Consider the following 12,259-nt stretch of genomic DNA (forward strand, 5'->3'; position numbering starts at 1 on the left):
TGGGCCGGTTCAGCTCGTCATGCGGGCGGGCAGTTCGCTGCCGAGCGGGATCACCCCGGGTGCCGCCCGCAGGGTGAGGACCATGGTCAGCCCGCCGCCGGGCGTGTCCTCGGCGGCCAGCGCGCCGCCCATGGCCTCGACGAAGCCGCGTGCCACGGCCAGGCCCAGTCCGACGCCCGCACCCCGGGGGGCGTCGCCGTAGCGCTGGAAGGGCTCGAAGATCCGTTCCTTCGCCTCGTCGGGCACCCCGTGGCCGCGGTCGACGACGCGCAGTTCCACCCGGCCGCCCAGGGCACTCGCGGACACCATGACGGCGGTGGTCTCTGGGCTGTACTTGACGGCGTTCTCGACGATGTTGGCCACGGCACGCTCCAGCAGCCCCTTGTCGACGCGGACCATCGGAAGCGTCTCGGGGATCTCCAGGTGCACGGACGCGTCGGGGACGCCCATGAGCGCCATGGGGACGACCTCGTCGAGATCGACGTCCCGGATGAGCGGGGTGACGGTGCGGGTCTGCAGGCGGGACATGTCGAGCAGGTTGCCCACCAGGTGGTCGAGCCGATCGGCGCCGTCCTCGATGCCTTCGAGGAGCGCGTCCCGGTCCTCCTCGGACCATTCGACGTCGTCGGACCGCAGTGAGCTGACGGCGGCCTTGATCCCGGCGAGCGGGGTGCGCAGATCGTGGCTGACGGCGGCCAGGAGGGCCGTACGGATGCGGTTGCCCTCGACGAGGGTGCGGGCCTCCTCGGCTTGTCCGACGAGACGCTGCCGTTCGAGGACGACGGCGGCCTGGGCGGCGAAGGCACCCAGCACCCGGCGGTCCTCGGCCGGCAGGACACGGCCGGAGAGTGCCAGCGCCATGTGGTCGCCCACGGGCATGTCCACGTCGGCGTCTTCGGGACGGCCCGCCGGCCCGGGGCCCACGCTGCCGGCGCAGGTCCACGGATCGACGTCACCGGCGCGCTCCAGCAGTGCCACCGATTCCATGGAGAAGGTCTCGCGTACCCGTTCCAGTAGCGCTTCGAGGCTGTCCTCACCGCGCAGCACGCTGCCTGCCAGGAAGGAGAGGACCTCGGACTCGGCGCGCAGCCGGGCGGCCTGGTGGGTGCGACGGGCGGCCAGGTCGACCACGGAGGCCACCGACACCGCCGTGGACACGAAGATCGCGATGGCGACGATGTTCTTGGGGTCGGCGATGGTCAGCCGGTGCAGTGGCGGGGTGAAGTAGTAGTTCAGCAGCAACGATCCGAAGGCGGCCGAGGCCAGCGCCGGGAGCAGTCCCCCGACGAGCGCGGCGGCCACGGTCAGCGCCAGGAACAGCAGCATGTCGTTGGCCAGGCCGAGTTCGACGCTGACGTGGGTCAGCAACAGGCACAGCAGGGCCGGCCCGGCGATGCCCACCGCCCATCCCCAGATGATCCGGGAGCGGCCGAGACGGGCGCCGCGGGTGACGGGGAGCCCGCGGCCGCGGCCGACCTCGCCGTGCGTGACGATGTGGACGTCGAGGTCGGGTCCGGATTCCCGGGCGACGATCGCACCGACTCCCGGTCCGAAGACGTACTGCCAGGTCTTGCGGCGCGAGGAGCCGAGCACGATCTGCGTGGCGTTGACGCCGCGGGCGAATTCGAGGAGCGCGCTGGGGATGTCGTCGCCGATGACGTGGTGGAACGATCCACCGAGGTCCTCGACGAGGGTCCGCTGCACCGCCAGCTCCTTGGGCGAGGCGGAGGTCAGTCCGTCGCTGCGGGCGATGTAGACGGCGAGGATCTCGCTCCCCGACCCCTTGGCGGCCATCCGGGCGGCACGGCGGATGAGGGTGCGTCCCTCGGGTCCCCCGGTGAGACCGACCACGATCCGTTCCCGGGCCTGCCAGGTGGAGCGGATGTTGTGCTCGCCCCGGTACTGCTGGAGGTACTCGTCCACCCGGTCGGCGACCCAGAGGAGTGCCAGTTCGCGGAGGGCGGTGAGGTTGCCGGGGCGGAAGTAGTTGGAGAGCGAGGCGTCGATCTTGTCCGGCTGGTAGATGTTGCCGTGCGCCATGCGTCGGCGCAGCGCCTGGGGCGACATGTCGACCAGTTCGATCTGGTCGGCCCGGCGGACGACCTCGTCGGGGACCGTCTCGCGCTGGCGCACGCCGGTTATCGACTCGACGACGTCCCCGAGCGACTCCAGGTGCTGGATGTTGACGGTCGAAATGACGTCGACCCCGGCGGCGAGGAGCTCTTCGACGTCCTGCCAGCGCTTGGCGTTCCGCGAGCCGGGGACGTTGGTGTGGGCCAGTTCGTCCACGAGGGCGACGACGGGGCTGCGCTCCAGGACCGCGTCCACGTCCATCTCGGTGAAGGTGGTGTCGCGGTACGGCACCAGGCACCGTGGGACCTGCTCCAACCCGTCCAGCATCACCTCGGTGCGCGGCCGGTCGTGGTGCTCCACGAACCCGACGACACAGTCGGTGCCCCGCTCGACCCGCCGGTGCGCCTCGGAGAGCATCGCGTACGTCTTCCCCACGCCCGGTGCCGCTCCGAGGTAGATCCGTAGCTTGCCGCGTGCCATGGCCCCATTGTCCTTCAGTGGCAGCCACGCAGGGGCTGCTGCGTCCCCCGTGGACGCCCTGCCGCAACCTACTCGGAACCACCGGCATACCGGGTACGACGGGGAGGTTGGACACCGTTTTGACGGGATTCTGATGCCCGCTCCGGCCCGTCCGACCACTACCCGACCGGAGCGCCGGAACGGGGGCCTGCCGGCGGGCGGCAGGGGAGGAGCCGGGCGGGTCACCGGGCGCGGACGGTCCGTGCCCTGGGCTGATGCCGTACGACGGCCGTGCCGGACCGGCCGGCCACGTCGCGTGGGCCGAGGGGGCCGATCCTGCTCGCGGGCAGGAGCCTGTGGACCCGCCGAGCGCGCCAGGGGCCCCTCGTCTCGCCGTCGCCGGGTCCGCGAGTCACGTGCATCGACGGGGTCGGCGTGCGGCCCGGACGGGGCCTCCGGTCAGCGCTTCCGCACCCTCCGCTGCGGGCTGCCTCCGGGCCCGTTCCTCCGGCGGCACGGGCCGTTGCCCATACGTGTCCGCCCCTCACGGCGGGTGACACGCAGGAGGGCCGCGCTCCGTAGCGGAGCGCGGCCCTCCTGCGTGTCACGTGTGCCCGGTGCACCGGCTCGCTCACGTTCCCTCCCCGGTCGCGCGCGCCGGGGACCGGTGGTGTCAGCGCACCTCGGTGATCTCCGGGCCGCGCTGCAGCTGTCCCATGCCGCCCGAGAAGCGGGACGTCTCCTGGTCCTCCTGCTGCACGCCCTCGGGGACCATCTGCGCATCGCTGGGCAGCTTCAGGACGATAGGGTCGCGGGGCGCCATCGGCCCCTCGCCGCGCACCACCACCGTGTCCCGGAAGATCTGCTCCAGCAGTCCTGCCGCCTGCGGCTGCACGGCGCCCTGTCCGGAGATCACGCCCCGCAGGAACCAGCGCGGACCGTCGACCCCCACGAACCGCACGAGCTGCACACCGCCGGTGCCGTCGGGCAGCTGCACCGGGACCTGCGCCCGCAGCTCCCAGCCGAGGGTGCCCTCGACCTCGTCGATGACACCGCCCTGCTGGGTGATTCCGCTGGCGATCTCCTCGCGGACCTCGCCCCAGATGCCTTCCTTCTTCGGCGCAGCGAATGCCTGGAGCTGGATGGCGCTGTCGCTCAGCACGACCGTCGCGGCGACGATCGCATCCCCCGCGACCTCGACGCGCAGTTCCATGCCCTCGACTCCGGGCACGAAGAGTCCGCCCAGGTCCACACGGCCTTCCTCTGGCTTGGCGACCTCGGTGAGGTCCCAGGGGCCGTCGGGCCGGGGTGCCGGAGGAAGGTTCACCCGGCGCGGCGCCTTCTCCTCGGCCGCCTCGTCCGTGTCGCGTTCGTCGACGACCTGCTCGGTCTCGCTCGCCACGTCATCGGCGGCACCACTCTTCTTGCGACGTCCGAACACGTCACTGTCCTTCCCGGTCGGATACGACCGAAGCGTATCGATTCCCACCCTGTGAACCGCCCGAGCCGCCCACAGCGGCATGACCGCCGGTGGACCCGAAGCCCCCCTCGGCCCGTGCCGAGCCGGGAAGCTCCGCCACCTCGTGGAAGCGCACCTTCTCGACCTGCTGGACGACCAGTTGGGCAACCCGGTCGAACCGTTCGAACCGCACGCTCTCGCGCGGGTCCAGATTGACCACGATTACCTTGATCTCCCCACGGTACCCGGCATCCACCGTCCCTGGGGCATTCACGAGGGCGACACCGCACCGGGCCGCCAGTCCCGAACGCGGATGCACAAAGGCCGCGTACCCGTCCGGAAGGGCGATGGACACGCCCGTCGGCAGAACGGCGCGCTCGCCCGGCGCGAGCTCCGCGGCCTGCGTGGTGACCAGGTCGGCACCGGCGTCGCCGGGGTGCCCGTAGGAGGGGAGCGGCACCTCCGGGTCCACTCGTCGGATCAGGACGTCGACGGGACTGCGCATCAGGGGTTCACCTCGAAGGCGCGGGTGCGCCTGACCTGGTCGGGGTCGGCCATGGCGGCCTGGATCTCCTCCGGGCGGCCGTTGTCGATGAAGTGGTCGACCTTGACTTCGATGAAGAGGGCTTCGGCCCGGACCGCGACGGGGCCCTCGGGCCCTCCGATCCGGCCGGTGGCCCGGGAGTAGATCTTGCGGCCGCTCACGGCGGTGACCTCGGCCTCCAGGAACAGCACCGTGTCCACCGGAACGGGACGGGCGAAGTCGGTCTCCAGCCGCCCGGTCACGGCGATCACCCGCAGCAACCAGTTCAGCGAACCGAGCGTCTCGTCGAGGGCCGTGGCCAGCACACCGCCGTGGGCGAGGCCCGGTGCGCCCTGATGGGCCGCGGTGACGGTGAACTCGGCGGTGAGACTGACGCCCTCACCCGCCCGTGCCTCCAGGTGCAGCCCGTGGGGCTGACCGCCCCCGCAGCCGAAACAGTGCTCGTAGTGCGCGCCGAGGAGCTCGCCGGGAGCGGGCGCGTCAGGGTGCCTTACCGGCGGTATGGCGTCGGCCGGAGGAGTCAGTGGAGTGCTCACAGGCGCAGACCTTACCCGCGCGGGTCGCCGCAGGTCGTGCCGTGCCAAGCTTGGTCCATGCAGTCCTCCGCCACTCCTTCCGCGCCGCGCTACGACGAACGCCTGACGGCCCCCCGTTCCTGGTGGCTCATCGCTGTCCTGGTGGGGGTGTCCGGCGGGCTGGTGATGCTTCCGCTGGGGCCGGTGCCGATGCTGGCCGGCCTCATCGGCGCTGGTGCACTGGCGGCGGCGGCGGTCAGCTCGTACGGCTCGGCGCGGATCCGGGTGGTCGCGGACTCCCTGGTCGCGGGCAGCGCCCGGATCCCGGTCTCCGCGCTCGGCGAAGCCGAGGCGTTGGACGCCGAGGAGGCCCGGGCCTGGCGGTCCTACAAGGCGGACCCGAGGGCGTTCATGGTGCTGCGCAGTTATGTGACCACGGCGGTGCGGGTGCCGGTCACGGATCCGGAGGATCCGACGCCCTACGTGTACCTCTCCACGCGCGACCCCCAGGGCCTGGTGGCCGCCCTCGGCGCCGTGCGGGCCGGCTGACCGCCCGCAGGCACGGAGGGTCTCGTCGCACGACGCACGACCGCAGCGTTCCGGGCGTTCCGGCTGGTCCGAGGGGACGGGTGGATACGAGCGGCCTGCGGGTACGGGTGGCTCTCCGGGCGGGCCGGTATCAGTTGCCGGCTCCCCGACCGGCGCTCGGTCGTCCGGCACGCTCCGAGAACCCGTCCGCGGTGCGGCCGCCTCAGAGTCCGAGTTCCCTGCGGACTTCGGGCGGGAGGTCGCCGGGCAGCTCCTTGGGCTGCTCCAGCGGAGGTTGTGCGGGCAGGGCGTCCCACGGGACTTGTCGGTTGCGCAGGTCTTTCCTGATGCGCTCGGCGAGCTTCCTGGTGTCGCGCCGGTTCATCAACGCACCCACCGCGGCCCCGATCATGAAGGGGATGAGGTTCGGTAGGTTGCGGATCGTGCGCTTCATGACCTGCTGGCGCAGCTCGCGTTTCATGTGGCCGCCGAGGGCCGCGTCGATCGTCCACGGCTTGGTCACGTCGACGCCGCGCTCCTCCGTCCAGCTGGTGAGGTAGGCGCTGGCTCGCTCCGTGACGCCGCCCGGCGGCCGCATGCCGTAGACCTCGTGCAGCTCGGCGATGAGCTTCAGCTCGATGGCGGCGACGCTGACGATCTCCGTCGCCAGTTCGGCCGGGAGCGCCGGCGGAACGGGCAGCATCGCGGCGGCGCCGATGCCGGCGCCCACGGTGGACGTGCCGTTCGCGGCGCCCGCGATCAGCTTGTCCGCGAGCTCTTCGGGGCCGAGCCCCGGGAACTGCTTGCGCAGGGTCGCGAGGTCGCGGACCGGGATCCGCGGCGCGATCTCGATGACCCGGTCGACGACGTACGCGAGTCCGGCCTTGGCGATCCGGCCGCTCCGGCGTACACCCCGCTTGACGTTGTCGAGGCGCCGGGCCTTGGTCAGGGGCCCGTCCTCCGGGGTTGCCTCGAGCGAGGCCGCGAGGCCCCGCTCGTCGTCACGTACGCCGGGAGGGGGCAGGCCGTCGGGGCGCCCGTGCCCGTCCGGCGTCGGGGCGCCGTCCCACGGGCCCGGACCGCTCGGGTGCGCCTCCGGAGAGCCCTTCCGCCGGAAGCGACGCTTCCGGGGCCGGTCCGCCGGTTTGTCGCCCGCCACGGCCGACCGGACCTCAGTCGCAGTCTCGGCAGATCGGCTGGCCGTTCTTCTCCCGGGCCAGCTGGCTGCGGTGGTGGACGAGGAAGCAGCTCATGCAGGTGAACTCGTCCGCCTGCTTGGGCAGCACCCGGACGGCCAGCTCCTCGTTCGAGAGGTCCGCGCCGGGGAGCTCCAGCCCCTCTGCCGCCTCGAACTCGTCGACGTCGACGGTCGAGGTCGACTTGTCGTTCCGACGGGCCTTGAGCTCCTCGATGCTGTCCTCGTTGAGGTCGTCATCGGTCTTGCGTGGGGTGTCGTAATCCGTTGCCATGTCGCTCTCCCCCTCTGGGTGTCTGCGGTGTCTCCAGCGCACGTAACGCGTGAGAGGCCGGACTTGTGCCCGACCTGAGGCGGAGATTTTGCCTCACATCAAGGTCTGTTACTCAATCGACACCCAACCGGACCCCCCAAGGGCGATCGGGTTGGATGGCGATGAGGACCGTACACGGTCCTAATGTCGCACTTCACAGGCGCCACCCCCGTGTACTTCCCGTGATCTGGACCCTCGGAAACCAGGACTTTTCCCAGCTTTCCAACAGGATTTCCGATCACGGAGCGTAGATGGCCGGAAAGCCCCCTCTGTGATCGATCACACACGGATCCCTCGGGTGCAGGTCCCTAAAATTCCGCGTAAAGCGAACACGAGGCGATTTCCCAGCGGCGGTCACCCGCGCGTCACACCGGCAGCGTGACACGCATGACGAGACCGCCGCCCTCGCGCGGCTCCGCGATGATACGGCCACCGTGGGCCCTCGCGACGGACCGGGCGATCGACAGGCCGAGCCCGACGCCCTTGTCGCTGCCGGTGCGCTCCTGCCTGAGCCGCCTGAACGGCTCGAAGAGGTTGTCGATCTCGTAGGCGGGCACGACTGGTCCGGTGTTGGACACGACCAACACGGCCTGACCGGGCAGGGCAGCCGTCGTGACTTCCACCCAGCCGCCCTCGGGGACGTTGTACCGCACCCCGTTCTGAACGAGGTTCAGTGCGATCCGCTCCAGCAGCACGCCGCTGCCCTGCACGACGGCGAGGGCCCGCTGGCCACGGATCTCCACTCCCTTGGCCACGGCTTCGGCGTGGGTCTGGTCGACGGCCCGCTCCGCGACCTCCGCGAGGTCCACGGGCTTGCGCTCCACGATCTGGTTCTCGCTGCGGGCGAGCAGCAGCAGGCCTTCCACCAGCTGCTCGCTGCGCTCGTTGGTGGCGAGCAGCGTCTTGCCCAGCTGATGGAGCTCCGGAGGCGCCTCCGGGTCCGCGAGCTGCACCTCCAGCAAGGTGCGGTTGATCGCGAGCGGGGTGCGGAGCTCGTGCGAGGCGTTGGCCACGAACCGCTGCTGGGCCGTGAAGGCGCGCTCCAGCCGGTCCAGCATCTCGTCGAACGTGTCCGCGAGCTCCTTCAGCTCGTCGTCCGGTCCGTCCAGCTCGATCCGCCGGGACAGGTCGGACCCGACCACGCGCCGCGCGGTTCGGGTGATCTTGCCCAGCGGGGAGAGCACCCGGCCGGCCATCGCGTACCCGAAGGCGAACGCGATGACGCTGAGACCGAGGAGCGCGAACAGGGAGCGGGTGAGGAGGTCGTCGAGCGCCTGCTGGCGCTGTTCGGCGACGCACAGCTTGAGCGCGGCGTTGGTCGCGTCATCGGTGGTGGCTTCGTTGAGGCGCGGACAGGCCGGGCTGGTGAAGCTCACGTCGACCCCTCGGGGAACGTGGATCTGCACCGACTGCAGTAGGCCGTCGTGCAGGGCCTGGGCGGCCAGCAGGTAGATGATCGAGAGCAGCAGGATGCCCGCGATCAGGAACATCCCGCCGTACAACAGGGTGAGCCGTATCCGGATGGTGGGCCGCAGCAGAGGGCCGACGGGCTCGCGTGGGTCCCAGGTGGGTTTCGGGGGCGCTGCGGGGGGCGCGGGTGCGGTGGCCACGGCTCAGATCCGGTAGCCGGAGCCGGGAACGGTCACGATCACCGGTGGTTCCCCGAGCTTGCGGCGCAAGGTCATCACGGTGACGCGCACCACGTTGGTGAAGGGATCGGTGTTCTCGTCCCACGCCTTCTCGAGCAGCTGCTCGGCGGAGACGACGGCGCCCTCGCTGCGCATCAGGACCTCCAGCACGGCGAACTCCTTCGGGGCGAGCTGGATCTCCCTGCCGTCGCGGAAGACCTCGCGGCGGTTGGGGTCGAGCTTGATCCCGGCCCGCTCGAGGACGGGCGGGAGCGGCACGGTGGTGCGGCGACCCAGGGCCCGGACGCGGGCGGTGAGCTCCGTGAAGGCGAACGGCTTGGGGAGGTAGTCGTCCGCGCCGAGCTCCAGGCCCTCGACCCGGTCGCTGACGTCGCCCGCGGCGGTGAGCATCAGGACGCGCGTGGGCATGCCCAGCTCGACGATCTTGCGGCAGACGTCGTCCCCGTGGACGAGCGGGAGGTCCCGGTCGAGGACGACCACGTCGTAGTCGTTCACTCCGATCCGCTCCAGGGCGGCCGCGCCGTCGTACACGACGTCGACGGCCATGGCCTCCCGGCGCAGTCCGGTGGCCACCGCATCGGCGAGCAGCTGCTCGTCCTCGACGACGAGTACGCGCACGTGGCTGGTCCTTTCTGTGGAGCGCCCGAGCCGATGGCCGGGGCATGCTTTCGGGTCAGTGACCGGTTTCGTAGCACTGACTGTGTCCCTCCATCCTGCCCCTTACGCGCGTAAACCGGCTGTAAACCGGAGCCTCGATCCGGTGACGCCGGGAATTCACGGGATTCACGGCAGAGTTGAGGTTTCTCAGAGGTTGGCCATGGGGAGGACGACTCCAACCCCACGATCACGCCGTGTATGTGGCTTGCCACACCCCGCTCTCCGTCCCCCCAGGGAGAGGGCGTGATCCACCCCGCCACCGATCCCACGACGAGGGGGCGCAACCATGGACGCATTCACCGCAGGACTCCTGCAGCGCATCAAGGCCACGGAGACCGACCTCAGCCGTGCGCGCGAGACGGGCGACGACTTCCTGGCGGACGTCGAGCAGGCCGAGCTGGACGACCTGCATCGCCTGGCAGCGGAGCACGGCGTCGCGGTCGGCGCAGCGAGCGCCTGACCGGACTCGCAGAAGGGCCCGGCGCGCAGCCGGGCCCTTTCGCATGCCCGACCGGGCTGCCCCCGCCCTCTTTCCTCTCCCCCGCTCCCTTCCCGCTTCCTGCTTCCCGCTCCGGGCCGAGCCGCCGCCACCACCGTTCCCGCGGCGTGGACGAAGCGCCTCGTGGTGCGCGGGGAACGCCGGGGTGCCGGGACGCCTGCGTGACTCTCCGAGCGGCGCGCAGGTTGCCCGTTCGCCAACCGGACCGGTAGTACGCCGGACCGGTAGTACGCCGGCCCCACCCGGCCACGGTGCGCGAAGCCCCGGGACGGGTTCAGTCGTGCCAGGCCCCCAGCTCCTCCAGAAGCTGCTGCAGCGGCTCGAACACTCCGGGCGTCGCCGCGACCGCCAGGTCCCCGGTGGGAGGCCCGCCCGGGCGTCCGCCGCTGAGCGCGCCCGCCTCGCGGGCGATGAGGTCGCCCGCCGCGAGGTCCCACGGGTGCAGGCCCCGCTCGTAGTAGCCGTCGAGACGGCCGGCGGCCAGGTCACAGAGGTCGACCGCCGCCGAGCCGCTGCGCCGGATGTCGCGCAGCCTGGGGATGAGCTGCTGGGCCACGTCCGCCTGGTGGGCGCGGACGGGGTGGACGTAGTTGAAGCCGGTCGCCACCAGTGCCTGGTCGAGCGGCGCCGCGGGACGGCACAGCAATCGCCGGTCACCACTGAAGGCGCCCTGACCGAGGACCGCCCGGTACGTCTCGCCCCGCATCGGCACGTCGACCACGCCCACCACGGTCTCGCCGTCCCGCTCGGCAGCGATCGACACCGCCCAGGTGGGCAGGCCGTACAAGTAGTTGACCGTGCCGTCGAGCGGGTCGACGACCCAGCGGATCCCGGTGGTGCCCTCGGTCGACGAGCCCTCCTCTCCGAGGAGACCGTCCTCGGGCCGGTGCTCGGCGAGGTAGCCGGTGATCAACTTCTCCGCGGCAATGTCCATCTCGGTGACGACGTCGATCGGACTGGACTTGGTCGCGGCGACCTCGAGGTCGTCGGGCCTGCCGTCGCGCAGGAGCACGCCGGCCCGCCGGCCCGCCTCCAGGGCGAGGGACAGCAGTTCGTCGAGGAGTGGATCGGTCACGGTGGCTCCCTCGTGCGTATGCGCGTTCACGTACAGGCGATCGGTCAGGCGTACGGGCTGTCGGCGCCGGCCGCCGCCGGGCGCTCCGACCGTGCCGGGCAGCAGCCGATCGGGCACACGTCGTGCGACGGTCCGAGCTCGCCCAGCGAGCACCGCTCGACGGGCCCGCCCCGCTCGGCCGCGGCCCGCTCCAGCACCAGCTCGCGGATGGCGGCCGCGAACCTCGGGTCCGCGCCCACGGTCGCCGAACGCCGTACCGGCAGCCCCAGTTCGGCCGCCTTGGCCGTCGCCTCGGTGTCCAGGTCGTACAGGACCTCCATGTGGTCCGAGACGAATCCGATGGGCACCATCACCACCGCAGGCACCCCGGCGCCGTGCAACTCCTCGAGGTGATCGCAGATGTCCGGCTCGAGCCACGGCACGTGCGGGGCACCACTGCGCGACTGGTAGACCAACTGCCACGGGTGGGCGACGCCCGTCTCGTCCCGCACCGCGTCCGCGATCACGCGGGCCGCGTCGAGGTGCTGGCGCACGTACGCTCCGCCGTCGCCGTGCTCCGCCACCGGTCCCGAGGCGTCCGCCGCCGCGTCGGGGATCGAATGCGTGGTGAAGGCCAGCCGCGCCTCCGCTCGTACGCGCTCGGGAAGGTCGGCAAGCGACGCGAGCACCCCGTCGACCATGGGACCGATGAACCCGGGGTGGTTGAAATAGTGCCGCAGCTTGTCCACGCGCGGCAGCGGCAGGCCCTCGGCCTCCAGGGCGGACAGTGCGTCAGCCAGGTTCTCCCGGTACTGGCGGCAGCCCGAGTACGAGGCGTAGGCGCTGGTCGTGATGACGGCGACGTGCCGCCGACCGTCCAGGACCATCTCCCGCAGCGTGTCCTTGAGGTAAGGCGCCCAGTTGCGGTTGCCCCAGTAGACCGGCAGCTCGAGCCCGGCGTCCTCGAAGTCCTTGCGGAGCGCCTCCAACAGCGACCTGTTCTGCTCGTTGATCGGGCTGACCCCGCCGAAGAGGAAGTAGTGCTGCCCGACCTCTTTGAGGCGCTCCCTGGGGATGCCGCGGCCCCGCGTCACGTTTTCCAGGAACGGGACCACGTCGTCCGGGCCTTCGGGACCGCCGAAGGAAAGCAGCAGCAGGGCGTCGTACGGGGCGGGATCGAGCTGTTCGGCCATGGTGTCGATCCTGCCACCCTTCCCACCGTCCGGCGGCGATGCCCCCGGAGCTCTCCGGAAGGCATTGGAGTAAGGCTTACCTAACCCGTAAGCTGTATCGGCCACTCACATCCCTTACGGA

General features: G+C 71.2%; 12 protein-coding genes. 2 read left to right on the plus strand and 10 right to left on the minus strand.

From position 1 onward, the window contains the following. Positions 1 to 9: 9 nt before the first annotated feature. The 4 genes from ACFXOM_RS22600 to ACFXOM_RS22615 all read right to left on the minus strand — a co-directional run bounded on the left by ACFXOM_RS22600 (position 10) and on the right by ACFXOM_RS22615 (position 5,071). Positions 10 to 2,553: an ATP-binding protein gene (locus tag ACFXOM_RS22600; RefSeq protein WP_384938435.1), complete on the minus strand. Its 2,544-nt coding sequence runs from the start codon at positions 2,551 to 2,553 to the stop codon at positions 10 to 12. Between the two features lie 652 nt (positions 2,554 to 3,205). Then, positions 3,206 to 3,973 (minus strand): DUF3710 domain-containing protein, encoded by a 768-nt coding sequence (locus ACFXOM_RS22605; protein WP_384938433.1) that lies wholly within the window; start codon positions 3,971 to 3,973, stop codon positions 3,206 to 3,208. Between the two features lies 1 nt (position 3,974). After that, positions 3,975 to 4,496 (minus strand): dUTP diphosphatase, encoded by a 522-nt coding sequence (gene dut / locus ACFXOM_RS22610; protein WP_384938431.1) that lies wholly within the window; start codon positions 4,494 to 4,496, stop codon positions 3,975 to 3,977. After that, complete coding sequence (locus ACFXOM_RS22615) at positions 4,496 to 5,071, minus strand: PaaI family thioesterase (protein WP_384938429.1); 576 nt, start codon at positions 5,069 to 5,071, stop codon at positions 4,496 to 4,498. Before ACFXOM_RS22615 ends, dut begins: the two co-directional genes overlap by 1 nt. A gap of 57 nt (positions 5,072 to 5,128) precedes the next feature. Between ACFXOM_RS22615 and ACFXOM_RS22620 the strand changes: the two genes are divergently transcribed. Beyond that, complete coding sequence (locus ACFXOM_RS22620) at positions 5,129 to 5,599, plus strand: DUF3093 domain-containing protein (protein ID WP_384938428.1); 471 nt, start codon at positions 5,129 to 5,131, stop codon at positions 5,597 to 5,599. Between the two features lie 202 nt (positions 5,600 to 5,801). Here the strand turns inward: ACFXOM_RS22620 and ACFXOM_RS22625 are convergent, their stop codons facing one another. The 4 genes from ACFXOM_RS22625 to ACFXOM_RS22640 form a co-directional block, all read right to left on the minus strand. Then, entirely contained in the window at positions 5,802 to 6,737 is a 936-nt protein-coding gene (locus tag ACFXOM_RS22625; protein WP_385038986.1) for a hypothetical protein, read from the minus strand. Between the two features lie 13 nt (positions 6,738 to 6,750). Continuing rightward, entirely contained in the window at positions 6,751 to 7,047 is a 297-nt protein-coding gene (locus ACFXOM_RS22630; protein WP_338673390.1) for a DUF4193 domain-containing protein, read from the minus strand. A 404-nt stretch (positions 7,048 to 7,451) separates the two neighbouring features. Beyond that, positions 7,452 to 8,696, minus strand: coding sequence for a sensor histidine kinase (locus ACFXOM_RS22635; protein ID WP_384938424.1), 1,245 nt, complete (start codon positions 8,694 to 8,696; stop codon positions 7,452 to 7,454). Between the two features lie 3 nt (positions 8,697 to 8,699). Further along, complete coding sequence (locus ACFXOM_RS22640; RefSeq protein ID WP_384938422.1) at positions 8,700 to 9,353, minus strand: response regulator transcription factor; 654 nt, start codon at positions 9,351 to 9,353, stop codon at positions 8,700 to 8,702. Between the two features lie 325 nt (positions 9,354 to 9,678). Between ACFXOM_RS22640 and ACFXOM_RS22645 the strand changes: the two genes are divergently transcribed. Then, positions 9,679 to 9,852 (plus strand): hypothetical protein, encoded by a 174-nt coding sequence (locus tag ACFXOM_RS22645; RefSeq protein WP_384938420.1) that lies wholly within the window; start codon positions 9,679 to 9,681, stop codon positions 9,850 to 9,852. A 313-nt stretch (positions 9,853 to 10,165) separates the two neighbouring features. On the opposite strand, the gene ACFXOM_RS22650 is transcribed toward ACFXOM_RS22645, so the two are convergent. Both ACFXOM_RS22650 and ACFXOM_RS22655 read right to left on the minus strand, forming a co-directional pair. Beyond that, entirely contained in the window at positions 10,166 to 10,966 is an 801-nt protein-coding gene (locus ACFXOM_RS22650; protein WP_384938419.1) for an inositol monophosphatase family protein, read from the minus strand. A 44-nt stretch (positions 10,967 to 11,010) separates the two neighbouring features. Beyond that, complete coding sequence (locus tag ACFXOM_RS22655; protein WP_384938417.1) at positions 11,011 to 12,138, minus strand: ferrochelatase; 1,128 nt, start codon at positions 12,136 to 12,138, stop codon at positions 11,011 to 11,013. Positions 12,139 to 12,259 lie beyond the last annotated feature (121 nt).

The sequence above is a fragment of the Streptomyces sp. NPDC059169 genome (assembly GCF_042755225.1).
GTDB lineage: Bacteria > Actinomycetota > Actinomycetes > Streptomycetales > Streptomycetaceae > Streptomyces.